At 66.5% G+C, this 24,824-nt stretch carries 29 protein-coding genes; 22 read left to right on the forward strand and 7 right to left on the reverse strand.

The features are described from left to right. On the forward strand, nt 1–588 hold the full coding sequence (locus ACQPYH_RS11320; protein ID WP_432889822.1) for a DUF2278 family protein: 588 nt from the start codon (nt 1–3) through the stop codon (nt 586–588). Here ACQPYH_RS11320 and ACQPYH_RS11325 read toward each other — a convergent pair. Continuing rightward, entirely contained in the window at nt 577–2,271 is a 1,695-nt protein-coding gene (locus tag ACQPYH_RS11325) for a sensor histidine kinase (protein ID WP_432889824.1), read from the reverse strand. The two genes, ACQPYH_RS11320 and ACQPYH_RS11325, sit on opposite strands and share 12 nt — an antisense overlap. A 200-nt stretch (nt 2,272–2,471) precedes the next feature. On the opposite strand from ACQPYH_RS11325, the gene ACQPYH_RS11330 reads away from it, so the two are divergent. From ACQPYH_RS11330 to ACQPYH_RS11345, 4 genes are read left to right on the forward strand one after another with little or no spacing between them, the layout of a single operon-like run. Then, nucleotides 2,472–3,881: a TRAP transporter substrate-binding protein gene (locus ACQPYH_RS11330; RefSeq protein ID WP_432889826.1), complete on the forward strand. Its 1,410-nt coding sequence runs from the start codon at nt 2,472–2,474 to the stop codon at nt 3,879–3,881. A gap of 4 nt (nt 3,882–3,885) precedes the next feature. Next, entirely contained in the window at nt 3,886–4,239 is a 354-nt protein-coding gene (locus ACQPYH_RS11335) for a response regulator (RefSeq protein WP_432889828.1), read from the forward strand. Further along, nucleotides 4,236–5,735 (forward strand): sensor histidine kinase, encoded by a 1,500-nt coding sequence (locus ACQPYH_RS11340; protein WP_432889830.1) that lies wholly within the window; start codon nt 4,236–4,238, stop codon nt 5,733–5,735. The genes ACQPYH_RS11335 and ACQPYH_RS11340 overlap by 4 nt, the downstream gene beginning before the upstream one ends. Next, nucleotides 5,732–6,382: a response regulator transcription factor gene (locus tag ACQPYH_RS11345; protein ID WP_432889832.1), complete on the forward strand. Its 651-nt coding sequence runs from the start codon at nt 5,732–5,734 to the stop codon at nt 6,380–6,382. The genes ACQPYH_RS11340 and ACQPYH_RS11345 overlap by 4 nt, the downstream gene beginning before the upstream one ends. Before the next feature lie 8 nt (nt 6,383–6,390). Here ACQPYH_RS11345 and ACQPYH_RS11350 read toward each other — a convergent pair whose 3' ends face one another. Next, on the reverse strand, nt 6,391–7,824 hold the full coding sequence (locus tag ACQPYH_RS11350; RefSeq protein ID WP_432889834.1) for an META domain-containing protein: 1,434 nt from the start codon (nt 7,822–7,824) through the stop codon (nt 6,391–6,393). Continuing rightward, the gene (locus tag ACQPYH_RS11355) at nt 7,812–9,038 is read right to left on the reverse strand and encodes an FAD-dependent monooxygenase (RefSeq protein ID WP_432889836.1); all 1,227 of its coding nucleotides are present in this window, start codon (nt 9,036–9,038) and stop codon (nt 7,812–7,814) included. The genes ACQPYH_RS11350 and ACQPYH_RS11355 overlap by 13 nt, the downstream gene beginning before the upstream one ends. Nucleotides 9,039–9,115: 77 nt before the next feature. Here ACQPYH_RS11355 and trxA point away from each other — a divergent pair, with 77 nt between their 5' ends. The 4 genes from trxA to ACQPYH_RS11375 all read left to right on the forward strand — a co-directional run bounded on the left by trxA (nt 9,116) and on the right by ACQPYH_RS11375 (nt 11,969). Further along, nucleotides 9,116–9,541 carry a thioredoxin gene (gene trxA, locus ACQPYH_RS11360; protein WP_432889838.1) on the forward strand — a complete coding sequence of 142 codons (426 nt, stop codon included), beginning with the start codon at nt 9,116–9,118 and terminating at the stop codon, nt 9,539–9,541. A 15-nt stretch (nt 9,542–9,556) separates the two neighbouring features. Next, on the forward strand, nt 9,557–10,174 hold the full coding sequence (locus ACQPYH_RS11365) for a DUF1345 domain-containing protein (protein ID WP_432889840.1): 618 nt from the start codon (nt 9,557–9,559) through the stop codon (nt 10,172–10,174). Between the two features lie 95 nt (nt 10,175–10,269). Continuing rightward, nucleotides 10,270–10,623 (forward strand): hypothetical protein, encoded by a 354-nt coding sequence (locus tag ACQPYH_RS11370; protein WP_432889842.1) that lies wholly within the window; start codon nt 10,270–10,272, stop codon nt 10,621–10,623. Further along, nucleotides 10,620–11,969, forward strand: coding sequence for a hypothetical protein (locus ACQPYH_RS11375; RefSeq protein ID WP_432889844.1), 1,350 nt, complete (start codon nt 10,620–10,622; stop codon nt 11,967–11,969). The genes ACQPYH_RS11370 and ACQPYH_RS11375 overlap by 4 nt, the downstream gene beginning before the upstream one ends. Here ACQPYH_RS11375 and ACQPYH_RS11380 read toward each other — a convergent pair. Then, the gene (locus ACQPYH_RS11380; RefSeq protein WP_432889846.1) at nt 11,941–12,858 is read right to left on the reverse strand and encodes an NAD-dependent epimerase/dehydratase family protein; all 918 of its coding nucleotides are present in this window, start codon (nt 12,856–12,858) and stop codon (nt 11,941–11,943) included. The two genes, ACQPYH_RS11375 and ACQPYH_RS11380, sit on opposite strands and share 29 nt — an antisense overlap. Nucleotides 12,859–13,007: 149 nt before the next feature. On the opposite strand from ACQPYH_RS11380, the gene ACQPYH_RS11385 reads away from it, so the two are divergent. Next, nucleotides 13,008–13,529 (forward strand): AAA family ATPase, encoded by a 522-nt coding sequence (locus tag ACQPYH_RS11385; protein ID WP_432889848.1) that lies wholly within the window; start codon nt 13,008–13,010, stop codon nt 13,527–13,529. A gap of 47 nt (nt 13,530–13,576) precedes the next feature. Then, nucleotides 13,577–14,332: an aldo/keto reductase gene (locus ACQPYH_RS11390; RefSeq protein ID WP_432889850.1), complete on the forward strand. Its 756-nt coding sequence runs from the start codon at nt 13,577–13,579 to the stop codon at nt 14,330–14,332. On the opposite strand, the gene ACQPYH_RS11395 is transcribed toward ACQPYH_RS11390, so the two are convergent. Together ACQPYH_RS11395 and ACQPYH_RS11400 are read right to left on the reverse strand one after the other, a co-directional pair. Beyond that, the gene (locus ACQPYH_RS11395; RefSeq protein WP_432889852.1) at nt 14,329–14,481 is read right to left on the reverse strand and encodes a hypothetical protein; all 153 of its coding nucleotides are present in this window, start codon (nt 14,479–14,481) and stop codon (nt 14,329–14,331) included. The two genes, ACQPYH_RS11390 and ACQPYH_RS11395, sit on opposite strands and share 4 nt — an antisense overlap. A gap of 62 nt (nt 14,482–14,543) precedes the next feature. Beyond that, a complete protein-coding gene (locus ACQPYH_RS11400; protein WP_432889854.1) occupies nt 14,544–15,116 on the reverse strand; it encodes a TetR/AcrR family transcriptional regulator in 573 nt (190 codons plus the stop codon). Between the two features lie 125 nt (nt 15,117–15,241). Here ACQPYH_RS11400 and ACQPYH_RS11405 point away from each other — a divergent pair, with 125 nt between their 5' ends. After that, complete coding sequence (locus ACQPYH_RS11405; RefSeq protein WP_432889856.1) at nt 15,242–15,796, forward strand: hypothetical protein; 555 nt, start codon at nt 15,242–15,244, stop codon at nt 15,794–15,796. Nucleotides 15,797–15,799: 3 nt separating this feature from the next. On the opposite strand, the gene ACQPYH_RS11410 is transcribed toward ACQPYH_RS11405, so the two are convergent. After that, nucleotides 15,800–16,558 (reverse strand): IclR family transcriptional regulator, encoded by a 759-nt coding sequence (locus ACQPYH_RS11410; RefSeq protein WP_432889858.1) that lies wholly within the window; start codon nt 16,556–16,558, stop codon nt 15,800–15,802. Nucleotides 16,559–16,781: 223 nt separating this feature from the next. Here ACQPYH_RS11410 and ACQPYH_RS11415 point away from each other — a divergent pair, with 223 nt between their 5' ends. From ACQPYH_RS11415 to ACQPYH_RS11460, 10 genes are all read left to right on the forward strand, one after another. Continuing rightward, nucleotides 16,782–17,465 carry an ABC transporter substrate-binding protein gene (locus ACQPYH_RS11415; protein ID WP_432889860.1) on the forward strand — a complete coding sequence of 228 codons (684 nt, stop codon included), beginning with the start codon at nt 16,782–16,784 and terminating at the stop codon, nt 17,463–17,465. Between the two features lie 151 nt (nt 17,466–17,616). Beyond that, nucleotides 17,617–18,183: a hypothetical protein gene (locus ACQPYH_RS11420; RefSeq protein WP_432889862.1), complete on the forward strand. Its 567-nt coding sequence runs from the start codon at nt 17,617–17,619 to the stop codon at nt 18,181–18,183. Continuing rightward, nucleotides 18,180–19,076 (forward strand): carbohydrate ABC transporter permease, encoded by an 897-nt coding sequence (locus ACQPYH_RS11425; RefSeq protein ID WP_432889864.1) that lies wholly within the window; start codon nt 18,180–18,182, stop codon nt 19,074–19,076. The genes ACQPYH_RS11420 and ACQPYH_RS11425 overlap by 4 nt, the downstream gene beginning before the upstream one ends. Then, entirely contained in the window at nt 19,073–19,276 is a 204-nt protein-coding gene (locus ACQPYH_RS11430) for a hypothetical protein (RefSeq protein WP_432889866.1), read from the forward strand. The genes ACQPYH_RS11425 and ACQPYH_RS11430 overlap by 4 nt, the downstream gene beginning before the upstream one ends. Further along, entirely contained in the window at nt 19,273–19,986 is a 714-nt protein-coding gene (locus ACQPYH_RS11435; protein WP_432889868.1) for a carbohydrate ABC transporter permease, read from the forward strand. The genes ACQPYH_RS11430 and ACQPYH_RS11435 overlap by 4 nt, the downstream gene beginning before the upstream one ends. A gap of 22 nt (nt 19,987–20,008) precedes the next feature. Beyond that, on the forward strand, nt 20,009–20,455 hold the full coding sequence (locus tag ACQPYH_RS11440) for a Rieske (2Fe-2S) protein (RefSeq protein ID WP_130445135.1): 447 nt from the start codon (nt 20,009–20,011) through the stop codon (nt 20,453–20,455). A 10-nt stretch (nt 20,456–20,465) separates the two neighbouring features. Further along, nucleotides 20,466–21,419 carry a PDR/VanB family oxidoreductase gene (locus tag ACQPYH_RS11445; RefSeq protein ID WP_432889870.1) on the forward strand — a complete coding sequence of 318 codons (954 nt, stop codon included), beginning with the start codon at nt 20,466–20,468 and terminating at the stop codon, nt 21,417–21,419. Nucleotides 21,420–21,434: 15 nt separating this feature from the next. Continuing rightward, nucleotides 21,435–22,532, forward strand: coding sequence for an amidohydrolase family protein (locus ACQPYH_RS11450; protein WP_432889872.1), 1,098 nt, complete (start codon nt 21,435–21,437; stop codon nt 22,530–22,532). Then, entirely contained in the window at nt 22,529–23,632 is a 1,104-nt protein-coding gene (locus ACQPYH_RS11455) for an amidohydrolase family protein (protein WP_432889874.1), read from the forward strand. The genes ACQPYH_RS11450 and ACQPYH_RS11455 overlap by 4 nt, the downstream gene beginning before the upstream one ends. After that, nucleotides 23,629–24,714: a mandelate racemase/muconate lactonizing enzyme family protein gene (locus tag ACQPYH_RS11460; RefSeq protein WP_432889876.1), complete on the forward strand. Its 1,086-nt coding sequence runs from the start codon at nt 23,629–23,631 to the stop codon at nt 24,712–24,714. The genes ACQPYH_RS11455 and ACQPYH_RS11460 overlap by 4 nt, the downstream gene beginning before the upstream one ends. The last annotated feature ends 110 nt before the right edge of the window (nt 24,715–24,824 follow it).

The raw sequence follows: 24,824 nt of genomic DNA on the forward strand, positions 1-24,824 counted from the left end.
ATGCCGCTCTCAAGCTACGGGGTCCTCGCCGGACGGTTGGTTCGGTTCGCGCGCGAGGATCCGAACGACTTCGGCTCCTGGTACCACGGGAAGATGTACGTCGCGGCGCCCGCAGGAGAGTACGAAGGCGCGGTGGACGTGTCGACGCCCAGCGGCGTACCTGTGGAGTATCGCGAGGTGCGCTACCTCGACGCGGAGCTGTTCGCCGCCACCGCCGCACTCCCTGACGGTTGGCACCTGCTCGACTGCACGCCGGACTCCGGCGCACTCGACTATCTCCGCTCGGCCCTGCTGGGATCGCCTTCCGACTGGGTCGAGAGCACGGCGGACAACGCCCTGGACCTGCTCGAGCAACTACTCACCGGCTCGCGCCGCGTCTACGTCTACGGCGCGCCGTACGACGAGGGCCTCGGCGTACACGACATCCACTACAACCAAGGCGACCCACCCGGCGAATTCCAACACCTCGACGCAATCTGGCAAGACGGCGGCACCATCATCGAACAACCCACCGGCGAACTCACCGCCTTCCTCACCAAGTTCAAACCCCAAGTCCTCACAACAGACGACAACGGCCTACCGCTCTGACCTCAACGGCAGCCGCAGTACGACGTGCCCTGGGCGGACCTCCAGCGTGCCGTCGACGGCTCGTACCCGGTCCGGCAGCTCGCCCAGGTCCAACCGCTCAGCCTGGATCTGGAGCTCCAGCGAGAACCAGTCGTTGCCCACGGCACCTGTCACCGACGTCGCCCCTTGCCGGGCCACCTCAGCGACGAGCAGGTACGCGGTCGTCTCGAGCACATCAGGGAGTCGCCGCACCGGCAGCTCACCGACGATCAGATCATCGGTCTCGCTCAGCGCCCGGAGTGCAGCCGGCAGACCCTCGTCCTTGAGCATGACCGGAGACAGGCCGTGCGCGAGATCCCGAAGGTCCGCGATCGTTGCCTGAAGCTCCGATTCGGCTGCGTCCAACTCGGTGGTCCCCGGTGGAAGCCGGGTCCGGGCAAGCCGCAGCGCGAGCGACAACCCGACCAAGCGTTGCTGGGCGCCGTCATGAAGATCTCGCTCCAAGCGCCGGCGTTCTTCGTCGCCTGCGGCAACCACCCGCACACCGGACGAACGAACCTCGGCCAACTGCGCGAGCGCCTCGGCCTGCAGCCGCTCGTTCTCCAGCCCCAGATGTACTGCGGACACCAGATCACCCACGGCACCCGGACCATCGAACAGCCCGGGACGATGCACGAGTACGGCGAGCTCGGCGCCGGCGTACCGCAGCGTCGTAGTTCGCCGATCGCCGTCCGGTGGGAGCTGGACCGCAAGCGCCATGGCGTCGACATAGCGGCTGCCGTCGTTGATCGGATAGGCGATGACGAGGTCGGGGTCACCGAGGCTGTCGGCCATCGCGTCCCGCAGTCGCCCGGGTGAGGCTGCTCGTCCGAGATCGACGACCAGACGGGTCAACGTACGGTGGATCATCCGTGCGCGGACGAGGTCCACCAGGACGGCGACAGCCAGCACGGACAGCGTGGCCGCCTGCGCCAACCAGAGAGTGCGATCGGTATCGCCCGTTCCCAGGAAGCCGCGGTCCAGACTCGTCGCGTACGTGGCGGTGATCAGGCCCAAGTAGCCGAGGGCGCACGTCGACACCAAGGCAATCGCACGTCGGCCGGCTGTGCTGGCACTGACCACGCGCCACGCCACGGCGACGAATGCGATGACTGCCCAGGCAGTCCCTGCTCGTACGCCGAGTAGGTCGATCGCCGTCTGCGTACTGGGCCGGTCTGCGATGAGCCACAGATTCGACGCACAGTCCGAGCAGCCCAGTGATCCCGGGTCGAAGACAGTCGCGCTGGCGAGTCCCTGGATCCCGACGGTGACTGCGTATCCCAGTCCGACGACGATCCGGTTGATCCAGGAGCGGAGCTGCCCGGACGGGTACATCAGTACGGCGTGGGCGACTGCCGCCGGGCAGACGGCGTACAACGCGAGGCCGATCGAGAAGACTGCGCTCGACGATGCACCAGGGTTGTCCCATTCGGCCAGGAACCACGCACAGCCCGCTAGGTAGAGGCCGAGCGCCGCCCGGTTCCGCGGCCGTTTGAGCGACAGGGCAAGCCCGGCACCCATCAGGCCCCACCCGGTGACGAGCAGAGCCGTCGTACCGAAACTGGTCGACAGCGCGAAAGACAGTCCGGGATCCCCGTGCGCGATCGCCTCGGTGAACAATCCGACCGCGAATCCGGAAGCGACCAGAACAAGCCGAACTGGCATACCCTGATTGTCCAACATATCGAGCAATTGTCTGCGCAGAGAATGCCGACCGGGAGAGGGCTGGCCCTCAGACCGGCGGCGCAGGCCCCAGGGCCAGCCCTGATGTGGGTCGCACCCACCGTGCCTAGCGTGAACGGCATCGATTGGGGAGGTGCTCGATGCACAGGACGAAGTGTCGGGGATGGACAACGGTAGGCCTGATGGCGGCGCTGGTCATCGCCACGGCCGCGTGCGGGCCGCAGGCTCGGGACCGTGCAGGTGGTAACGCGGACAAGGAAACCCACGTCCTCACGTTCGCGCAGCCCGGTGGAGAAGTTCCGGTGCCGCTGCAGAAGTGGGCCGACGCCGTGGCCCGGCGTTCGGACGGATCGCTGCGGATCGAGTTCAAGAATCAATGGCGCGACGGCGAAGCCGAATACGAGACAGGAACGGTCCGGGACCTTCAGCAACACAAGGCCGACCTGGCCTGGGTGGGCGCGCGAGTGTTCGACAAGCTCGGCGTCACGAGCTTCCAGGCACTACTGGCGCCGATGCTCGTGGACAGCTACGACCTCGAGGCGAAGGTATTCGAGGCGGGGATACCCGGGCAGATGCTCCAAGGTGTCGACGCCATCGACCTGGTCGGTATCGGAGTACTTCCGGGCCCGCTGCGTCGGGTGCTCGGCGTAAGGAAGCCGCTGGTGACTCCCGAGGCATACGCCGGAACCACCGTGGCCATCCAGGACTCGGCGCTCACCGTGAGCACCCTCAAGGCGTGGGGAGCAGATTCGAAAGCAGTTCCGGGTGGAGCCGAGCTGGACGGCGTGGATGGCTACGAACAGCAGCTGGGCTCGATCCAGGGCAACCACTATGCGAGAACGGCGCGCTATGTGACGGCGAATGTGAATCTGTGGCCAAGGCCCTTGGTTCTGTTGATAGCCAAGGACACGGACAAGACGCTGGACGACAGTCAGCGGCAGGCGCTGCGCGCCGCGGTGGGCGAGGTGCTGTCGCCGACTCTCGATGCTTTGCGTGTTGAGGACAAGACGGCCACTTCCTCCCTGTGTCAGGCCGGAATGACCTTCACGGTCGCGTCGACGCAGAATCTCAGGGACCTCCGCCGGACCGTGCAGCCGGTGTACGACCAGCTCGGCACGAACGACAAGACCAAGGCCTGGCTGTCCGCGATCGAGAAGCTGAAGGCGACCGGCGCCACCGGACCGGATACAGCGACATGTTCAGGGACCGACGGTCCGGAAGCGCCCCAGACCGTCCTCGATGGCACCTACCAGCAGAAGTTGGTGGACGGCGTCGTAGCGGCAGCGTGTACTGGCCAGTCACCGCCCAGATCGCCGGGGGACGAGGCCACCCTCGAGTTGGTGCTGAAGGACGGAACCGTCACACAGTACGAGCGTCGTGCCGGAATGGCGCGGGAGATTGGGTGGGCGGGCACATTCCGGATCTTCCGCGATCAGCTCCAACTGATCGAGGACAGTACGAACGGCAACCGGCTGACCGTGACCTGGACGTACGACGGCACGCGCTTGACGCTCTCCCATATGACCGGTGGCGAATGCGGTGACGTCGCCGTCTGGACAACTCATCCCTGGATCCGGGTCGCCGAAAGGTAGTGGGATGCGCACTCTCCTCATCGTCGACGATCACGCCGGATTCCGAGCACGCGCCCGTGCGCTGCTCGAGGCGGAGGGGTACGTCGTGATCGGTGAGGCTGAGGACGGCGAATCCGGGGTCGCGGCGGCGCACGCCCTGACCCCGGATCTCGTCCTGCTCGACGTCGCGCTCCCGGATATCGACGGTTTCCTGGTGTGCGAACGGATCATGCAGGACGGGCATCCACCGCCCGCTGTCATTCTCACGTCGAGCCGCGAGATCTCGTCGTACCGGGAGCGGCTCGAGAAGAGCAAGGCACTCGGATTCGTTGCCAAGAGCGACCTTTCGGGCGCCACTCTGGAAGCGTTGGCCGGATGAGCGACGTGGTCATGCTGCTGGCCGACTCAGCCGTCGGGGTGGTCCTGCTCGGCTGCGGATTGCTCGCCCGCCGGTCGCGAACGGGCGGGCGAGTCGGCGTGATCATGGTCGCGGCGGCAGCCTGCTGGTTCCTCGGGTACGTCGCCGGCCCGTTCCTCTTCCTGCATCGCGGTCCGCTGGTCCACCTGCACCTGTCGTATCCGACCGGTCGCCTTCGCCGCCCGATCGCGAAGGCGACCGTCGTCCTCGCGTACGCCGTTTCGTTGCTTGAGGCAATTTTCCGTACGCCGTGGTTGACGCTCGGGCTGGCTGCGCTCGTTGCCGTCGCCGCGGTGGATGTGTTCGCACGGACCTCTGGTCGAGCGCGCAAGGCAGCCGGGCCGGCGTTGATCGCTGCTCTGGTGTTCGCCGGCGTCCTTGCCTTCAGCTGCGCCAATCTGTTGCTGGGCTGGGAGATCGACCGGTTCGTCCTCGTTGTCTACGATCTCGCGATCTGTACGCTGGCGGTCGCCCTCACCGCTGACCTGCGATCGGGCCGCTGGACCGACGCGACCTTGTCGGACCTGGTGACGCAGCTCGGCGGCGAGTCCAGCACCGGCGGTCTGCGAGGGGAGTTGCAAGCGGCGCTGGGCGATCCGACGCTCGTGGTGGGTTACTGGGTCCCGGATCAGGGCGTGTACGTCGATGAGCGCGGCGTGCCGCTGACGTTGCCCGACGCGGAGGACGGGCGATCGGTGACGACGGTCTCCGACGGAGGCGAGCCAATCGCCGTACTCGTCCACGACAACGCAGCCCTTGACGACAGCAAGCTCGTGGCCGGGGTCAGCGCAGCTCTCGGCCTGGCCGTCGCGAATGCGCGGATGCGTGCCGAGGTCCAGGCGAATGTTGCAGCACTTGCCGCGTCCCGCCGGCGCATCGTGGAGGCTGCCGACGCCCAACGCCGCGCGCTGGAGTCGGAGTTGGCGCTGGGCGCTGAACGTCGGCTTGGAGAGGTGGCTCGGCTGCTGACCGACGTACAGCGAGCGTCAGATGGACTTGCGGAGGTGGTGGCGGAGGTGCGTGGCGCGCAGACGGAGCTCCGTGAGTTTGCTCAGGGAGTGCGACCCTCGGCTCTCGGGTCCGGCGGACTCGCTGCCGCGCTCCCGGTGCTTGCCGCGCGGGCGCCGATGCAGGTCGAGCTGGCGGTTTCGGTCGGTCGGCTCCCGCCTGCTGTCGAGTCGGCCCTCTTCTTCGTGTGCGCGGAAGCTCTCACCAATATCGCCAAGCATGCAAAGGCGGCGTACGTCGAGCTGAGCGTCGGGTCGTGCCCGGACGGCGTCGTGGCCACCGTGGTCGACGACGGGGTGGGCGGTGCCGACGCGCGGGGTTCTGGTTTGCGCGGGCTGGCGGACCGCGTCGAGGCTCTCGACGGGCAGTTCTCGGTGGGTAACCGTCCCGGTGGTGGCACGCTGGTCGTGGCACGAGTTCCGGTGGGGGACGGGAGGGTGATCGCGTGAAGGTCGTTATCGCTGACGACTCGATGCTTCTGCGCGAAGGAGTGGCTCGTCTGTTGTCCGATGCCGGGTGTGATGTCGTCGGTACGGCGGAGAACGCCGACCGGTTGATGCGGGAGGTTCAGTTGACCGCCCCGGACGTGGCGATCGTCGACATCAAGATGCCGCCCACCCACAGCGACGAGGGCATCGCTGCTGCCCGCGTGCTCAGGGAACGACACCCGGGCCTTGGAGTTCTCGTGCTGTCGCAGTACCTCGAGTCGGAGTACGCCTTGCGGTTGATCGCCGACGCCCCTGGGTACGTCGGCTACCTGCTCAAGGAACGCGTCTCCGAGGTCGCCGTACTGGTCGATGCGCTGAACCGGCTGATCGACGGCGAGTGCGTGATCGACCCAACGATCGTGGCGCGCTTGATGCGCCGCCCCCAGCGCCGCGAACCGCTGGACGCGCTGACCGCCCGCGAACGCGAGGTCCTCGCCCTGATGGCCGAAGGCCGTTCGAACGAGGCTATCGGATCCCAGCTCACCATCGGCGCGAAGACAGTCGAAGCCCACATCCGCCAAATCATGCAGAAACTCAACCTCCCCGAGTCCCCCGACAACAACCGCCGAGTCCTGGCCGTCCTGTCGTACCTACGATCCGCAACCTGAACCCAGAATCAGCCGACCGCTTTGAGATCGAGCCCGATGCCGGACGGGGCGATGAGGGTCAGCTTGTTGTGGTCGATCGTGTAGGTGACCTCGGCTCTGAGGGTGGCGAGGATCTCGGCCTGCACCTCGGCTGTTTCGCCTGTGCAGGTGCGGTCGGTGATGGTGACGGCGGTGAAGGTCAGTTGCGTGTTGTTTCGGGTGACGGTGCCGGAGAGTTCATTGCAACCGGTCGAGCCGGTCAGGTTCTCCCCGTCGATTCGGATCCACGCAGGATCGGTGTGGTAGCGGTGGTGGCGCGCGTCGGCGTTGGTGATGGTCGTGCCCACGTGCCACGTGACCCCCTCGAGCGGGAAGTCGGGCTCGGCGATCAACTTGTCGAGCAGCGTGATCGTCGTACCGTCTGAGGCGAGCGTGAGCTCGTCACCGTCCACCTGCCAGCTCGGTCTGCTCATCAGGAACGTCTTGAGCCACTCCTCCTGGGTCTGCAGTGGCGGTCTGCAGCCGACCAGGGTGCCGCCGAATCCGTTGATCCACAAGCTCCCATCGGTCAGCAGTTCGCCGGCCGCGACGGCGGTGCCCATCCGGTTGCAACCGGCGTGCACTCGCAGAACGTCGTACACCCGCGACCCGTCCTCGTTCTGGTTGGGCGTTCGCGCGAACTCCACCCGAATGCGCGTCTTCGGCACCAACTGCTTCGGCTCGCCGTTCTCCGTCACCGCGGTGGATAAGTAGGTGTGGCCCATCGGCGACGGCGCCGATCCATCCAGTACGTGGATCCTGGACCTGAACTCACGCAACCGGTCCAGGAGCACGTCGGCTCCACCGGCTACCTGGTCCTGGATCCCCGATCGATGGAGGGTGAACTGGCCGGCCGGATCGACACGGATCATCGTGCTGGGCCCGTGGATGTCGGACGGCGTACGTCGGTCGTCGGCGTCGATGATCATGGTGCCGGTAGGGAATTGCTCACGGGCCTCGGCCGCGGAGGTGGCCGCGGCTTCGCCGGTGCGGTTGGCGCTACTTCCATACAGGAACGGGAAGGTCAGCCAGAGCGATGCCAGCGGACCCCAGACTCCGTCGAAGAACAGGACCCAGCCGTCCTGAATGGCCGGTGCCAGCCACTCGGGCATCGTCGGGTCCGACCGGATCGGCGCCAGTACCGAGATCCGTTCGGCGAGAGCGAAGTCGACGGCGGCAAGTGCGTCGGAGCGGAGGTCGAGGTACCGGAACAGTTGGTCGTGTGCGGCTTGGGTGTGGACCGAGACTCCGACCGGCTGGTCGGCGGGGCGGCCCTTCAGGAGGTTCATCGCGCGCGGGTCGCGGGCCACCACGCCGTACGTCATCGGACTGGGGTTGGTTACGACGACAGCACCACCGCCCCGCAGGACCCTGATCGCGTGCAGTTGCGCGCGATCGAACTCAGGCAGATCTAACTCCGACATTCCCCAAGTATCGGCGAGGTCCGGTAGTTGTCGATGGTCATGGAGTTGTAGGTGCGGGCGCTTTTGGTGGTTAGGCGGAGGAGGGCTCGGCTGGGGGTGGCGGGGAGGGTGGAGATCAGGCGGGCGCCGTGGGCTAGGGCGGCCATGGATAGGCGGGAGGTGGGGATGAGGGTTTTTGCGGCGCTGAGGGCTACTGCGCGGCTGGCGGTGACGTGGTTGGTCATGGCGTGTTCGTACGCCGGGTAGGCGCGTTCGTGGTCGCCGCCGGCTCGGGCCAGCTCGCCGGCTAGGACGTACGCGCCGACGACGGCCAGCGTGGTGCTGCCTCCGACGGCGGGGCCGGGGCAGTAGCCGGCGTCGCCGACGAGGGTTACCCGGCCGCGGGACCAGGTGGGCATGCGGAGCTGGGTGATCGAGTCGAAGTAGAAGGCCGGCGTACGGTCGAGCTCCCGAAGCCAGCCGTCGACCTCGGGATCCATGCCGTCGAACGCCGCCCGCAACAGCTCCTTCTGCCGAGGTACGTCGCGGTGGTGGTAATCGAGCTCGCGCTCACTCCGGAACAGGAACAACGCCCGCGCATCCTCGATGTGCCGCGCGCCGTAGATCCCCGCAGTACGGCCGACCCCCGTGTGGATCACCAGCTCGCCGTCGAGCCCCGCGCCGTTCGGCAGCGTCAGCACACCGAGGTACGCCCCGATGAACGAGCTGTACTGCGACTCCTCGCCGAAGACGATGCGCCGTACGTTGGAGTGCAGCCCGTCCGCACCGATGACGAGATCGAAACGACGCCGTGCCGCGTTCTCGAACTCCACCTCGCCGTCGGGCGAGATCGAGGTGATCGAGTCGTCGAAGATGTACTCGACATCGTCGCGCGCGGCGTCGTAGTAGATCTCGCTCAGGTCGTCACGCAGTACCTCGAGGTGACGGTCCGACGCGCCGCCGAACACCTTCGACAGGTCCACCCGCACGGGACGTCGTACGCCGTCGCGGTACAGCGTCATCCGGTCGGTGCCGGTGGCCCGCTCCTCGATACGGGGGAGCACGCCCATCTCCTCCGAGATGTCCACCGCTGGCCGGAACAGGTCGACGGCATGGCCGCCGGTCTTGCGAAGCGCGGGTGCCCGCTCGACGACGGTGACGTCGAAGCCGTACTCGGTTAGCCAGTACGCCAGTACCGGACCGGCGACACTGGCGCCGGAGATCAGAATCCGCATGAGTATGCCTCCCTCGGGGTCACCCCTTGATCGGAGCCGACGGCCCGCTTTCGACACGACGAGGTGGACAATGTGGCATGGCTGAAATCGTGTCGTGCCCACACTGCGGGCAGAAGAACCGCGTTCAGGCGACCGCCGACGGCAAACCGGTCTGCGGTAAGTGCGGCAAGCCGTTGCCCTGGATGGTCCACGCAGGGGACAAGGACTTCGCCGAGGTCGTCGAGATGTCCAGCACCCCGGTCCTGGTCGACGTGTGGGCGCCGTGGTGCGGGCCGTGCCGGATGGTCAGCCCGGTCCTCGAGAAGCTCGCCGCCGAGAAGGCCGGCCAGATCAAGCTGGTGAAGATCAACGCCGACGAGGCGCCCGATGTGTCGCGGCACTTCGACATCCGGTCGATCCCCACCCTGATGGTCTTCCGCCAGGGCAAACCGATCGCCACCCACATCGGCGCCGCACCGGCCGCCGTACTCCGTCCCTGGCTGGAAGATGCCCTGAGCAACTGATCACGGGGAGCCTCGATGACCGCGAATGCCCGGCAGCTGGTGTCCGTGCTGATCGGGTGTGTCGTCGGCGTGATCGTTGCGGTCATCTGGAGTGTGCCGCTCGGCATCCTGGCGGCGATCGTGGTGATCGGGGCGGCGTTCATCGTCAGCGCTGTCGTCGTGTTGTGGCCGATGGACGCCGACGCCACCCGCCGCCACGTCGGGCGCGAGGATTTCCGGCCGGCCGTCGATGAGTTGATCGTGGTGGCGGTCACGATCGGGGCGATCACCGGGATCGCCATCCTGCTGATCCTCGGCAGGTCGCACAGCCGGACCGCCGCCGCCGCGCTGGGTCTGGCCGGCGTCTTCATGAACTGGGCCGTCCTGCACATGATGTACGCCGCCCGCTACGCCCACCTCTACTACGTCGCGCCCGTCGGCGGGATCGACTTCAACAGCGACGACAGCCCGGCGTACCGCGACTTCTTCTACTTCAGCTACAACCTCGGCATGACCTACCAGGTCTCCGACACGAGCGTGTCCAGCTCAGCCATCCGTTCAGTCGTACTGCGTCACTGCCTGCTCTCGTACATCTTCGGAACGGTCATCCTCGCCGCAACCATCAACCTGGTCGCCGGCATCGTGACGAGCTGAGCCACGGACAGTAACGCTGCGTCGTGTGACGCGATGTAACGACTGTCGTCCCGGGGGGAACCGGCTCGACGCAGGGCCGGGCCGGAGGGGACTGGATGACTGTCGACACGTACTGGGACCAGACCGACGACGAGCTGTACGAGCGCCTCGGGGCCGCGCTGCTGGGGGAGGGGCTCGGCGTCTCCCCGGACGACCGCGACAGCCACCGCAAGTTCGGCAGGTCGTGGTTCGCCAACAAGACGCGTGAACTGCAGCGGATCGTCTGCCATGCGGAGGTCGTCCAAGGCCTCCTCGGTACGTCGACCTCGGACCGGGTCATCGACGGCGGCGCGGTGTACGAGTTGCTGCAAGGGCATGGGCACGACCCGGTGAGCGCGGCGATCCTCGCAGTGCTGATCGCGCGGATCGGACTGGGCACCTTCTGCGCGACAGCGCCGCCCAAACCATGACCGACGAGACGATGGCGGACCGGCGGTACCGGATGCTGGAGCCGGATCGGTCGGTGGAGCTGGAACAGACGCGGGCGAAGCTCGTCGAGCTCGGCGACACCGCGAGCCTGAAGACGCTCGGCAAGATGGAGCGCGGCTTCAACCGGTTCGACAAGGGCAAGCACGGCGACCCGATGAAGGGTCTGCTGATGACGATCTCCGAGGAGGTCAGGTCGGCGATGCGCGACTTGGGCGCCGACGCCGACAAGCTCGAGTCCGCCCGGGTCGGGTCGACGCTCCGGGAGGAGGTGTCGGCGCAGCTGACGCCGTTCAGCGATGGCTCCGGGCTGGCGATGATCTCCGATGCGGTGCTGAGTCTTGCCTTTCTCTACTGCCAGTACGCCGGAGTGGTCACGCGGTCGAAGGCCGCCTGGTTCCGGCGGGACACGACTGCCCGCGACGAAAGCCTGTTGATCGGCCTCCTGCGGTACTACAACGTCAATCAGCGCGTCTTCGGTCTGGCCGGCAAGCTCGGCTGGCGTACCTCCCGGCGCGCGATGCTCACCAGTTATCTGGTGGGAATGAACGCGGCGCGCTTCATCGTTGCGCATGAGCTGAGTCATCACGTGCTCGGGCATTCGTCGGCGCCGAGTGGATTCTCACCCGGCGAGCACCTGCCCGTCTGCTCGGACAGTCAGCGTCTGGAGATGGAGGCCGACGAGTTCGCGTTCCGTGTCGTACGTCGTGCGGCCGGGCCTTTCGAGCGGTCCGCCCTCACCGGTGCGCTGATGGCGATGCTGGCGATCCACTCGACCGAGCAAGCGCTGTTCGTACGCCGCGGCGTCACGCATCCGGCCGCTGCCACGAGGGCGTCGTACCTGCTGCAACAGGTTGACCCGGAATTGCAGTCGTATGCCGACAACTTCATCGGCACGTTCCTCAAGGCGACGGAGTTGTCGTCGGACTTTTCCGAGTCGGCACAGCCTTTTGAGTGGGAGCAGTACGCCGCCGCGCGTGACGTCACGTCGTCGCACCCGGTCGACTATCTGCGGACGATCAGCCTGCTGGATCAGCTGCAGTGCAGCTCGGATCAGCGCCTTGTCGACGCGGTTGCAAAATCCGCACTGCCGCTTGCAGGAGCGGGCGCAAGCTACGCAGGCGACGTGCGTCGAGCGCTTGCAACGTGGGGCCTGGACGCCGAGCAGATCGACAGCATGCTCGATCCGAATCGGGCGCTGACCTTCCACACCCTGTACGAAGCCATCCAGGCGAGTCTGATGGCGCAGGGAATGCCGGCCGCCGAGCGGATCGGCATACCGCTCGCCGCGGCCAGGCTGGTCAGCGATCGAGTTTGTACTGGGCGATGAGGGCGGTCATGGCCTCGTCGATGGCGGGGTCGGTGTGTTGGCGGGTTGGGTCTTCGTCGTACCAGGCGATGATCTCGCGGGCTCCGACCTCGAAGGGGATCGTGGCGACGTAGTCGGGGACGACCTGGCGGAGTTTGCTGTTGTCGAAGACGGCCGAGTGGGTCTTGTCGCCGAGCAGGCCGGCGCCCCAGCTGGGGTGCACGGCGGCGATCGCCTCGGACGGGACGTGGACGATCTGTGCCGTCGTCCCGGCTGCGGCGGCGAGCGTGTGCGCGATCTGGTCCCAGGTCAGGACGTCGTCGGAGGTGATCTGGAAGGTGTCGCCGAGCGTGCGCGGGTGGCCGAGGAGCGGGACGAGTCCGCGCGCGAAGTCGCGGTGATGCGTCAGCGTCCACAGCGACGTCCCGTCACCGTGGACGACGACGGGTTCGCCGCGGCGCATCCGGTCGACGATCGTCCAGCCGCCGTCGAATGGAACCAGCGTGCGGTCGTACGTGTGCGAGGGCCGCACGATCGTGACCGGGAAGTTCTCGTCGCGGTAGAGCGCGGTCAGCAGGTCCTCGCAGGCGATCTTGTTCCGCGAGTACTGCCAGAACGGGTTCCGCAAAGGGGTCGACTCGGTGATCGGCAACCGGGCCGGCGGCGTCTGGTACGCCGATGCCGAGCTGATGAACACGTACTGGCCGACGTGACCACGCAACGCATCGGTCCGGGCCCGCACCTGCTCCGGCGTGAACGCCAGCCAGTCGACCACGACGTCGAAGTCCTGGCCGGCAACCTCGGCGAAGGCCGCCGTGTCCTCGATGTCGGCGCTGAGCTGCCGCACCTCCGGCGGCAGCGGCCGGCTCGAGGTCTTGCCGCGGTTGACGACCGTGAGGTCGATCCCCACCTCGACAGCGCGCCGCGAGCACGCCGAGCTGATAATCCCAGTCCCACCCAGAAACAGAACCCGCAGTCCAGTCACCCGGCCAAGTCTCCCAGACCGGCCCGACCGCCGCACTACGATGTCCACGCCCGCCGTGCCTAGACTCAGGTCCGATGACCAAAGAATCGGACGTTGACGACGCGGATATCATCTGGATCGGCGGTCCAGCGGCGGCCGGTAAAACGACGGTGAGTCGCCTGTTCGCTCAAAAGCATGGCTTTGTCTACTACAGCGTGGATGCACACGCATTCGATCACGAGAAGCGGGCCGCGGCGGCCGGGATTCACGTTCTGGGCACCGGTCCCGGGGACTTTGATCGGCGGCCTATGATCATCGAAGATGTCAGGTCCCTGGCTGCCGGTACGACGGTTGTCATCGAGGGCGCGTTCGTCACTCCGAGCATGGCCGGCGTCGGCGAGAATGCTGTGTGGCTCATGCCCTCCCAGGATGAACAGCGTGCACGGCTCGAGCACAGGAATCCCGGCGGTGACCACGAAGGTTGCGTCTGGGGTTGGGGACTCGTGCGCAGCCAGCTCGAGGGAACCGGGGCCTGGGTGATCGTCGTCGACGGGCAGACCGTGGAGCAAACAGTTACGGCCGTCGAGCAGAGATTCACAGCATTTTTGGAGAAATGATGCAGGAACTTTCCGGTCGGGTTGTGCTTGGTCTTGCTGGGTTTTCAATGACGCCGCGCGATCGACCCGCCGACCTCGCAACCATTCGCGCCGGCATCGCAGCCGGTGCGACCATTCTTGATACCGCGCGCGCGTACGCCCAAAAAGACAATCCGCTGTACGGCGAAGAGCTGGCTGCCGAAGCCGCAAATGGGACGGATGTGATCGTCGGGACGAAGGGCGGCCACTCGCGAATTACTGCGGACACGTGGGACGCAGACATCAGCGCGTCCCGGATCCGGGACGACGTCGAGTCGAGCTTGCGGGTGTTCGGGCGTGAGCAACTCGACCTGTACTACCTGCACAGAGTCGACCTCGCTGACCAGCCGGTGGAGGAGGGCGTCGCCGCGCTGGAAGCTCTCCGCGACGAGGGGAAGCTGGCGCGGATCGGCCTGTCGAATGTCACAGTCGCCCAGCTCGAGCGCGCAACGGCGATCACGCACGTCGACGCCGTACAGAATCGCCACACGGCCATGGGTCGTGAGGCGGACGACGTCGTCGCTTGGTGTGAGGCCAACCAAGTCGCGTTCTTCGCGTACTCACCACTGCGCTCGTCGATTCCGGCCCCACGCCTGGCAGCCATCGCCGCCGAGCGAGGAGTCTCCCCGCAACGCCTCCAACTGGCCGCTCTGCTGCACTCGTCGCCGGTCGTATCCGTGATCTCCGGCGCCACCCGCCCGCAGACGGCGCTCGACTCCGTCGCCGCCGAGCGCGAACCGTGGACCGCCGAGTTCCAGACCGCGTACGAAGCCGACCTGGCTTAGAGACGGTCCAGCAGTTCGTCGTCGGCCTTGATCGCGTCCGGGCCGCGAGGCGCCGGGCGGCGGACGAGAGCCAGGAGAGCGCGCAGGCGTCGGACCAGATCCGCGTCATACGGATCTGGTCCGGACTGCCGGTACCTGCAGCGTCGCATCAACCCAACTCCTCCCAAGGGGATATCGAGTCGGACCAAGCGGTTGTTACAGGCTTCGGGTCTCAGAAAGCTGCTTCGTCGCGACTGCGGTACTTCAGCAGGCCCTCGATGCCGCGCAGGAACGTCTCGCAGATCGGCTTCGGATCGGTCAGGCAGCCGGCAGTCATCGCGCCGTCGCGGAGCATGACGAAGTGCCGGGCGGCGGGCTCTGCGTCGGGCTTCCCGATGCCGGAGAACAGCTCGATCATCGTGTCCAGGAACCACTGCCGGTGCTTCAGCGCCGCTTGGTGGACCGGATGCGCCGGATCCGGGTATTCGGCCGCGGCATTCAGGAACGCACACCCGCGGAAGCCGGCGCTCTGGATGTCGTCGGTGATCGACCGGCCGACGGTGCGAATCACCTCGTCGGCGTTCGTTTCCTCGGTCCGCGCGGCATCCGTCCGTGCACGGATCGCCTCGTCGGCCTGCGTGAGGTACGCGACGATCAGGTCGTCCTTGCTGGGAAAGTGCTTGTAGAGCGTGGCGCGGGTGACCTGCGCCTCACCGATGACGCGATCGACACCCACGGCGCGAATGCCCTCGGCGTAGAAAAGCCCGGTGGCCTTGCTGAGCAGTCGAGCCCGTGCCTCGGACATCCGTACCCCTCCGATCGTCAAACCCTCTGCCCCGACGGTAGCAGATAGAACGGTCGGTCTTGACAACGATGGCCAGAGCGCGGCAAGCTCAGGTGTACCGACCGTTCTATCTACGGAGCACGAAGATGTCAGTCACAACCGTCAATGCGTCCACCGGAACCAAGACGCTGCGCACGCTTTACTACGCCCGCTTTGGATTCGCCGTCGTCTGGGCGATCCTGACGATCGCCATCGCCAAGACCATCAACCCGGGTGCCGCCGTACTGCTCGTGATCTACCCGCTCTTCGACGTTGCCGCAGCCGTGATCGACTTCCGCTCCTCAGGCACAACCCGCCCGAAAGCCCCGCTCTACGTCAACATGGGCTTGAGCCTGCTCGCCGCCGTCGGCCTGGCCATCGCGGCTGCGTCCGGCATCCCGAGCGTGCTGCGAGTCTGGGGCGCCTGGGCGATCACCGCCGGCATCGTCCAGTTGATCGTCGCGATCCTCCGCTACCGCCTCGGCGGCCAATGGCCGATGATCCTCAGCGGCGCGATCTCCGTCCTGGCCGGCACCAGCTTCGTCCTGATGGCCGGCCGCCCGGACCCCACGCTCACCACCATCGGCGGCTACGCCATCCTCGGCGGCATCTTCTTCCTCGTTTCCGCCCTCCGCCTGCAGCAGCTCGCAGGCAAGAGGTGAGCCTCAGCCCAGGACGCCGAGCAGTTCTTCGGAGATCGAGCGGGCCTCGGCGATGAGGAGCGGGACCGCCTGCTTGGCCAGTTCCTGGGTCATGCGGAAGGCCGGGCCGGAGACCGAGATCGCCATCGAGATCGGGACGTCGGGGATCGCGACGGCGTAGCAGACGACGCCTGGTTCCTGTTCGCCGTTGTCGGAGGCGTAGCCGGTGCGGCGGACCCGGCCGAGCTCCTTGCGGAGCTTGGTCAGGTCGGTGATGCTGCGGTCTGTCGCGGCCGGCATGCCGGCCCGGCCGACGATGCGGGCCATCTGCTCGTCGGGCAGATCGGCGAGGATCGCCTTCCCGACGCCGGTCAGGTGGGTGTAGGCGCGATGCCCGACCTCGGTGAACATCCGCATCGCGTGCCGCGACGGCGACTGGGCGATGTAGACGACCATGTGCCCTTCGAGTACGGCGAGGTTCGCCGACTCGCCGATCTCGCGGGCGAGCGTGTCCAGGTGCGGCGCCACGATCGGGGCGAGCTGCGAGTCGACCCGGCCGGCCAGCCTGGTCAGCTTGAGCCCGAGTCCGTACTGGCGGTTCGGCAGCTGGCGCACGTACCCGAGCGCGACCAGCGTCTTGAGGAACCGGTGCGTGGTCGGCGCCGGTACGTCGATCGCGGCCGAGAGCTCGGTCAGCGTCGAATCGCCGTTGTCGGCCAGTAGCTCGAGAAGGTGGAACGCCCGTTCGACCGATTGGACACTCCCGGACGTCTTGTTCTCCACCGCGCCAGCATAAGCGCGGGCCGCGGCTGGCCGGACCCGGCCAGCAGATTCCACATATCGAAAATCCTATTCCAGATAGTGTTGACATGTCTGGCGCCGTGAGCGAAAACTGATGCAACACCCGACGACCGATAGCCCGTAGCTCTCAGCCGCCCTCGTAGTACATCGGTGTAGAGAGCTCGTGCCGCCCCGCGGTCGAACCCGCCTGCCGAGGGAGACACTCATGACTTCCGGCTCGTTGCTCACCCGCCGCCGACTGCTCCAATCCGGACTTGGTCTGGCCGCCGCCGGCGTCGCCGGGACCTCGCTGGCCGCGTGCGGCGGCTCGTCGTCCGGTTCGCCCGCGGGCTGGACCGAGGTGACCTTCAGTTCCGTGGGTGATCCGACCACCCAGAAGATGTTCAAGGACATGATCGCGGCTGCTCAGAAAGAGAGCCTCGACGCGCACAAGATCAAGATCATCTGGAAACCCGCACCGGGCGACGACTGGGCCAGCGTCATGCTCCAGTTCGCCTCGGGGACGGCGGCCGACCTGCAGCGCATCGACGACGACCGGGTGTACGACCTGGCCACGACCGGCAAGATCATCCAGCTGGACAAGATGATGCAGGACAGCACCAACGGCTTCGACCTGACGAAGTACAGCCCGACGTTCACCACCAAGGTCGCGGTCGAGGGGTACCAGTTCTCGATCACGCCCGGTATGAGCGCCAATGCCCTGTACTACAACAAGAAACTCTTCTCCGACGCCGGCCTCACCGCGCCCACCTCCTGGGCCGACGCGTGGAGCTGGGACGAGTTCGACGACGCCGTCAAGAAGCTCACGAAGAAGAGCGGCAACAAGACACACCTACGGCCTGCAGTACGCCGTCAACACCATCCAGGCCACTGCGTACGGTGCTGGTGACACCGCGCTCTACAACAACCAGACCGAATGCGGGTACGGCAAACCCGAGACTCAGGACGCGATCGACAAGCAGATCTCCTACATCCGCGAGGGCTACGCGCCGACCATCGACGTCGAATACCTGCCGCTGTTCAACGGCGGCAAGCTCGCGATGACATGGCAGGCGATGGACATCAGCGCGCAGATCAGCAAGGACGTCGACTGGGACGTGATGCCCTGGCCGAAGACGCCGCTGTTCGCGATGACGAAGAACTACGCCCGTACCTGGGTCATCCCGAAAACCGCGAAGGACCCGCAGGCCGCGTTCCTGGCGATGAAGGCCCTGTGCGGTAAGGCGGCCTCGGAGGTCATGGCCAAGGCACAGTTCGCCGTACCGGCGCTGACCGAGGTCGCGAAGAGCGCGGCGTTCACGGACCACCCGCGGCCGAAGACCGCGAACGTCTGGGCCGAGGCGCTCGGCAACGTCAACGGCAAGCCGGTCGACGTACCGTTCCCGCGCGGACCGATCGGTACGGCGCTGGCCGACTCCTTCGTCGAGGGCACCAACGCGAACAACCTGGTCAGCGGCAAGCTGGCGACCGCCGACTACCTCAAGCGCGGCCGGGACGCGGTCAACGCCGAGATCAAGAAGCGCGGCTGGAACGGGGACAAGGGCAAGGAGTTGCTCGAGAAGGGAGGAGCGCTCACCGATCCCGACCTGAAGGTTGCGGCCAAGTGACGGCGGAACAAACGGTCACCGCGAGGCGGCGCAATCTCCGCGGCTGGATGTTCATCGGTCCGGTGGTGATCGGGACGTTACTGTTCAACGTGATCCCGGTGCTACCGACGCTGGTCACCAGCTTCACCGACTGGGACGGCCTGGCGGCGCCCAAGTTCACCGGCGTCTCCAACTACAAGGAGATGTTCTCCGGGCAGGATCCGCTGTTCGGCAAGAGCCTGATCAACACGGCCATCTACACGGTCGGGTACGTCCCGGTCGGGATCGTCATCGGGATCGCGCTGGCCCTGCTGGTGAACAACCGCCTCCGCGGGATGGCCGTGATCCGGGCGCTGATCTTCCTGCCGTACGTGACGTCGCTGGTCGCGGTCGGCGTGATCAGCCGGTGGGTGTTCAGCGATCAGTACGGCGTCATCAACGCGGTACTGGCGTCGTTCGGTATCACCGGACCGCACTGGCTGGGTGAACCTTCATCGGCGATGGCCGCGGTGATCGTGACGGCGATCTGGGCGAACATGGGCTTCAACATGGTCATCGTCCTGGCCGGCCTGCAAGGGGTCCCGGAGACGTTGATCGAAGCGGCCACCCTCGACGGGGCCGGCCGGTTCTCCCGGTTCTTCCACGTGACGCTGCCGTTCCTCACCCCGACGATCTTCATGTTGCTGATCCTGCAGACGATCGGGTCGTTCCAGGTCTTCGCGCTCATCCTGGTGATGACCGGCGGCGGACCGGGCGACGGCACCTACGTCTACATCTATCACCTCTGGTACGAGGCGTTCTCGCTGCGACGGATGGGCTACGCGTCGGCGCTGGCGATCGTGCTCTTCGCCGTACTGCTCGCGGTCACCTGGATCCAGAACCGCCTGTCGAAGAGGTGGGTGTTCTATCAATGACGATCGAAGACACTCGCCAGAAGCTCGCTCCGCCACGGTCGCCGGCACCCGTGGACGACAGCGCAGAGGTACGTCGACGCCGGCTCGGCCGGATTGCCGGACCGACGGCGACGTACGTCGGCTGCGTGATCGTGGCCTTGATCGCGATCGCGCCGTTCCTGTGGATGCTGTCCAGCTCGTTCAAGGAGCCGGCGATGTGATCAGTCTGACGCCGCGCCTGCTCCCGAATCCGTTCACGTTCGAGAACTACGAGTACCTGGTCAACAACGGCGTCCTGCCGTTCATCCGGTTCCTCGGGAACAGTGCCTACATCACGGTGCTGGTGATCATCGGCCGGTTGATGGTCTGCGCCCTCGGCGCCTACGGCTTCGCGCGGTTGCAGTTCCGCGGCCGGGACGCGGCCTTCGGGCTGCTGCTCGCGTCGCTGATGATCCCGGACATGCTGATGGTGCTGCCGCTGTACTCGGCGTACGTGAAGGCCGGCTTGATCGACACCCATTTCCCGTTGATCGTGCCGCCGATCGTCGCCAACACGTTCGGCACCTTCCTGCTCCGGCAGTTCTTCATGACCATCCCGAAGGAGTACGACGAGGCCGCGCTGGTCGACGGAGCGAGTCATTTCCGGATCTTCGTGAGCATCATCCTGCCGCTGTCGAAACCGGCCCTGGCCACGCTGGCGGTGCTGACCTTCGTCAACGTCTGGAACGACTTCTTCGGCCCGTTGGTCTACCTCAGTGATGTCAACAAGTTCACCGTCCCGGTCGGGCTGGCGTTCTTCCAGACGCAGGACAGCACGCAGTACGGCCCGCTGATGGCGGGCGCGACGCTGGCCATCATTCCGACCGTCCTGGTCTTCGTCTTCGCGCAGAAGTACTTCACCCGCGGGATCTCGATGACCGGAATCAAATGACGCCTTCGGACAAGGAGACAGTGTGACCAAGTACGTCGTGGCGACGGTCGACGAGATAGCCCCCGGTCAGCGGAAGGTGGTCGAGATCGCCAACAGGTCGATCGGCGTTTTCAACGTCAAAGGCAACTACTACGCGATCCGCAACCAGTGCCCGCACGGCGGCGGACCGATGTGCGAGGGCGTGACCTCGGGACTGGTCCGGTCGGACCGGCCCGGGAACTACGACTACATCATGCGCGGGGAGATCATCCGCTGTCCCTGGCACGGCTGGGAGTTCGAGATCGCCACCGGCCAGTCCTGGTTCGACCCCGCGAAGACCAAGGTGAAGGCCTATCAGACCGGAGTGGAGTCCGGGGAGACGCTGGCCAAGAATCCGGAGCTGTCCGCGGCCGGTTTCCAGCCCGGCCCGTACTCCGGTGAGATGTATGAGGTCGAGGTCGATCGCGACTATGTCATTGTCAATATCTGACGCCGCCGGGATGGTGGGCGAGACCACCATCGCGTTGCGGGTGGAGTCGACCGCGCAGGTGTCGGTCGGCGTCACGGAGCTGGTGCTCGTCGCCGACGACGGCTCGGAGTTGCCGCCGTGGGCGCCGGGGAGCCACATCGATGTGGAGATCCGCCCCGGGCTCGTCCGGCAGTACTCGCTGTGCAGCGATCCCGAGGACCGTGGTCGATGGCGCATCGCCGTACTGCGGGAGCCGGAGAGCCGTGGCGGCTCGATCGTGCTGTGCGAGCGGATCCGCGCCGGCGACGTACTGACGGCGACCGGGCCGCGCAACCACTTCCCGCTGCACGAGTCGCCGCGCTACCTGTTCATTGCCGGCGGCATCGGAATCACGCCGATCATCCCGATGATCAAGGCCGCACACGCGGCCGGCGCAGACTGGCGTCTGGTGTACGGCGGTCGCAGCGCGGCGTCGATGGCTTACCGGGACGAGGTCGCGAGGATCGATCCGGCGCGCGTGCTCGAATGGCCGCAGGACCTTCGCGGCCTGATCGAACTGGATCGGCTCCTGGCCGAACCTCAGGCCGGGACGTTGATCTACTGCTGCGGTCCCGAACCTTTGATTGCTGCGGTCGAGGCCAAGAGTGCGCACTGGCCGCACAAGACTCTGCAGGTAGAGCGGTTCGCGCCGCGGCCGCTGACCGACGTACCGCCGAACACGTCGTTCGAGATCGAGCTCGTCGACAGCGACGAGGTGCTCGTCGTACCGCCGGACAAATCCATCCTCGAGGTCGTGGACGAGGCCGGGATCTTTGTCTTGTCGAACTGTGAGGAAGGCACCTGCGGGACCTGCCAAACGACTGTGCTGGAAGGCGTTCCGGACCATCGCGACTCCGTTCTCGACGAGGACGAGCGCGCCGCCAACGACACGATGATGATCTGCGTCTCCCGCGCGCTGTCGTCCCGACTGGTCCTCGACCTGTGAAAGGTGAGATCACAAGTGGCTGTACAACAACTTGAGAATTACGCCCGGCCCGAGCAATGGACCGGACTCGAGCTGGTCGACACCGACGTACATATCAACCTCCCGGGCCTGAAGAACCTCTTCCCGTACCTCGAGGCGCGGTGGCGCGACTACATCACCGAGTCCGGCATGGGCGGACTGCCCTCGAACCTCTATCCGTCCAACGCGCCGAACCTGTTCCTGGACGGCTCGCGGCCGGAGCAGGGGCCGGCCGGGTCGAGCCTCGAACTCCTTCAGGGGCAGCTGCTCGACCCGTGGCAGTTGCAGTACGCGATCCTCAACTGCACCTACGCCATCGACTCGATCCACAACGACGACCTCGCGGCCGCGCTGGCCCGGGCGCTGAATCGCTGGCAGTTGCACGAGTGGCTGGAGCAGGACGACCGGCTGCGCGGATCCGCCGTACTCCCGCTGCAGAATCCGGCGTTCGCGGCCAAGGAGGTCGAGTGGGCCGCGGAGCACAGTCAGTTCGTCCAGGTGACGGTTCCGTCGCGCAGCCGTGAGCCGCTCGGCCGGCGCGGGTTCTGGCCCATCTACAAGGCAGCGCAGGCCGCCGGCTTCGTCGTCGGCGTACAGGCCGGTGGGTCGAGTGGAAACCCGACGACGCCGGTCGGCTGGCCGACGTACTTCGTTGAGGACTACGTGAACGTTCCGCTGGCGTTCCAGACCCAGCTGATGAGCTTCGTCACTGAAGGTGTGTTCGTCGAGTTCCCCGAGCTGAAGGTCGCGACGATCGAGGGCGGCTTCAGCTGGTTGCCGCCGATGATGTGGCGGTTCGACAAGGACTGGAAGGGGCTGCGTCGTGAGGTTCCGTGGGTGGAGCGTCCGCCGTCGGAGGTGATCCGCGACCACGTCCGGATGACGATCGCGCCGCTCGACCGCCCGGACGACCCGCAGCAGTTGCTCGAGGTGATCGACCAGCTGATGTGCGACGACATGCTGATGTTCTCCACCGACTATCCGCATGCGCACTTCGCGAACTCCGCCGACGCGCTGCCGACCGGGATCCCCGACGAACTGCGGACCAAGATCATGTCCGGCAACGCGCACACGACGTACAGGAGGCTTTCATGACACAGACAGAGACACGTCCTGCTCGCCGGACCGCGACGAAGCAGATGATCATCGACTGCGACATCCACAACGTGATGGCGCCCGGCGCGCTGGAGCCGTACCTGTCGAACCGCTGGCTCAAGCACCACAAGACGTTCGGCTCGCGCCAGCACAACGGGAACGTGTACCCGAAGGGCTCGCCCGCGCGGTACGACGCGTTCCCGCCGTCCGGCCTGCCCGCGGGTGCGGACCTGGGCTTCATGCAGAAGCAGCACCTCGACGGCCTGAACGTCGAGTTCGGCATCCTCGGACCGCTCAGCGGATCGGGTAGTCAGCTCGACCCGGAGTACTCCGCGGCGTTGTCGGCGGCAACCAACGACTGGCAGATCAAGGAGTGGCTGGAGCCGGAGCCGCGGCTGCGGTCGGGCATGATCGTGCCGGCGGAGCACAGCGAGCAGGCCGTCGCGGAGATCGAGCGGCTCGCCGGCCATCCGGGGTTCGTGCAGGTCCTCCTGGTCGCCCGCAGTTCGGCGCCGCTCGGCGATCGCCGGTACTGGAAGATGTACGAGGCTGCCGCCCGGCACGACCTGCCCATCGGCATTCACTACGGCGGCGGCGTTCGCGGCGTACCGATCAGCCGCGCGGGCTGGCCGTCGTTCTACCTGGAGGATCACGCGGGGATGTCCGCGGCGTTCCAGGCGCATGTGGCGAGCCTGATCCTGGGCGGGATCTTCGACCGGCTGCCGAACCTGCGAATCGCGTTGATCGAGGGCGGGTTCGCCTGGTTGCCGTCGCTGGCCTGGCGGCTGGACACGCACTGGGAGCGGTTCCGCGACGAGGTTCCCCAGGTACGCCGGCGGCCGTCGGAGTACATCCGTGATCACTTCTGGATGACGACGCAGCCGATCGAGGAACCGCATCGGCCGGCCGATCTGCTCAAGGTCTTCGAACACCTCGGCGGCACCGACAAGGTGATGTTCTCGACCGACTATCCGCACTGGGACTTCGACCATCCCTCGCACGCCTTCAAGGTCCGGCTGTCCGCGCAGCAGCGGGACACCATCTACACGGAGAACGCCCGGGCGTTCTACAAGCTGCCGACACGGGCGGAGTCGCTTTGACCAAGATCACCTCGATCGAGACGTTCGACGGCCACGGCTGCATCGTCCGCGTTCGGACCGACGACGGTCTCGAAGGCTACGGGCAGACCGCGCACTCCGAGGCCCGGATCACCGGGGAGGTGTTGCACACCTTGGTCGCGCGGAACTATCTCGGCCGCGACCCGTTCGATGTCATGACGCTGGCCGAGGAGTGCGCGCGAGCGGAGTACAAGTACTTCGGCAGCTTCCTGTTCCGTGCGTTGGCCGGCGTCGACACCGCGTTGTGGGACCTTGTCGGGAAGGCGAAGTCGCAGCCGGTCTACCAGTTGCTCGGCGGAAAGTTCCGGCCGTCGGTGCCGGTCTACGGCTCGGGGATGCGTCGCGACACGACGCCCGAGCAGGAGGTCGACCGGATGGTCGCGGCCGTCGCCGAGCACGGGTTCCGCGCGGTGAAGATCAAGATCGGCGAGCGCAACGGTCGCGATGCCGAGCCGCGGACCGGCCGGACCTGGCGGCTGGTTCCCTTGCTACGCAAGGAGCTCGGCGACGACATCGAGCTCAGCGCGGATGCGAACGGCGCCTACTCGCCGGGGCAGGCGGTCCGGATCGGGCGACTGCTCGAGGAGTATGACTACCTGCACTTCGAGGAGCCGGTGCCGTTCTGGGAGTACGAGAACGCGGAGAGCGTCGCGGCGGCGCTCGACATCCCGGTCGGCCTCGGCGAGCAGGAGTTCTCGGTCGACGCGCTGCGCCGGATCATCCAGAGCGGTGTCGACGTCATCCAGCCCGACGTCTGCTACATCGGCGGCATCACCCGCGCCCGGCAGGTCGCCGATCTGGCGAACCTTGCCGGGCTCCCGTGCGTACCGCACTCGTCGGGCAGATCGTTGACGGCGATCTTCACCGCGCATCTGGTGACGGCGATGCCGGCCTGCAACCTCTTCCACGAGTGGACCATCGAAGACGCCTCGTCCATGCACGTCTACGACCCGTTCCCGGTCGCCCGCAACGGCGAGGTGCTCCTCACCGACGCCCCAGGCTGGGGCGTAGAGATCGCGGACTCGGCGTTGCAGCGCATGAGCCGAAGAGTCTCCAGTTCTTGAGGTTTGACAGAGCGGGAGTTGGGTGCCTGGCCGGGTTTGGCTGGCCGAAGCCTGCCTCGACACCAGCCGGATCCGGTGCCGGATTCGTCGAGTCGTGGATTGTGGCGATA

It is taken from the genome of Kribbella sp. CA-245084 (genome assembly GCF_050942355.1).
Classification (GTDB): Bacteria; Actinomycetota; Actinomycetes; order Propionibacteriales; family Kribbellaceae; genus Kribbella.

Coding starts and splice junctions, on each gene's coding strand:
- ACQPYH_RS11320 (WP_432889822.1), top strand. CDS start 1: ATGCCGCTCTCAAGCTACGGGGTCCTCGCCGGACGGTTGGTTCGGTTC.
- ACQPYH_RS11325 (WP_432889824.1), bottom strand. CDS start 2,271: ATGCCAGTTCGGCTTGTTCTGGTCGCTTCCGGATTCGCGGTCGGATTG.
- ACQPYH_RS11330 (WP_432889826.1), top strand. CDS start 2,472: ATGGCGGCGCTGGTCATCGCCACGGCCGCGTGCGGGCCGCAGGCTCGG.
- ACQPYH_RS11335 (WP_432889828.1), top strand. CDS start 3,886: ATGCGCACTCTCCTCATCGTCGACGATCACGCCGGATTCCGAGCACGC.
- ACQPYH_RS11340 (WP_432889830.1), top strand. CDS start 4,236: ATGAGCGACGTGGTCATGCTGCTGGCCGACTCAGCCGTCGGGGTGGTC.
- ACQPYH_RS11350 (WP_432889834.1), bottom strand. CDS start 7,824: ATGTCGGAGTTAGATCTGCCTGAGTTCGATCGCGCGCAACTGCACGCG.
- ACQPYH_RS11355 (WP_432889836.1), bottom strand. CDS start 9,038: ATGCGGATTCTGATCTCCGGCGCCAGTGTCGCCGGTCCGGTACTGGCG.
- trxA (WP_432889838.1), top strand. CDS start 9,116: ATGGCTGAAATCGTGTCGTGCCCACACTGCGGGCAGAAGAACCGCGTT.
- ACQPYH_RS11365 (WP_432889840.1), top strand. CDS start 9,557: ATGACCGCGAATGCCCGGCAGCTGGTGTCCGTGCTGATCGGGTGTGTC.
- ACQPYH_RS11370 (WP_432889842.1), top strand. CDS start 10,270: ATGACTGTCGACACGTACTGGGACCAGACCGACGACGAGCTGTACGAG.
- ACQPYH_RS11375 (WP_432889844.1), top strand. CDS start 10,620: ATGACCGACGAGACGATGGCGGACCGGCGGTACCGGATGCTGGAGCCG.
- ACQPYH_RS11385 (WP_432889848.1), top strand. CDS start 13,008: ATGACCAAAGAATCGGACGTTGACGACGCGGATATCATCTGGATCGGC.
- ACQPYH_RS11390 (WP_432889850.1), top strand. CDS start 13,577: ATGACGCCGCGCGATCGACCCGCCGACCTCGCAACCATTCGCGCCGGC.
- ACQPYH_RS11395 (WP_432889852.1), bottom strand. CDS start 14,481: ATGCGACGCTGCAGGTACCGGCAGTCCGGACCAGATCCGTATGACGCG.
- ACQPYH_RS11400 (WP_432889854.1), bottom strand. CDS start 15,116: ATGTCCGAGGCACGGGCTCGACTGCTCAGCAAGGCCACCGGGCTTTTC.
- ACQPYH_RS11405 (WP_432889856.1), top strand. CDS start 15,242: ATGTCAGTCACAACCGTCAATGCGTCCACCGGAACCAAGACGCTGCGC.
- ACQPYH_RS11415 (WP_432889860.1), top strand. CDS start 16,782: ATGACTTCCGGCTCGTTGCTCACCCGCCGCCGACTGCTCCAATCCGGA.
- ACQPYH_RS11420 (WP_432889862.1), top strand. CDS start 17,617: ATGACATGGCAGGCGATGGACATCAGCGCGCAGATCAGCAAGGACGTC.
- ACQPYH_RS11430 (WP_432889866.1), top strand. CDS start 19,073: ATGACGATCGAAGACACTCGCCAGAAGCTCGCTCCGCCACGGTCGCCG.
- ACQPYH_RS11445 (WP_432889870.1), top strand. CDS start 20,466: ATGGTGGGCGAGACCACCATCGCGTTGCGGGTGGAGTCGACCGCGCAG.
- ACQPYH_RS11455 (WP_432889874.1), top strand. CDS start 22,529: ATGACACAGACAGAGACACGTCCTGCTCGCCGGACCGCGACGAAGCAG.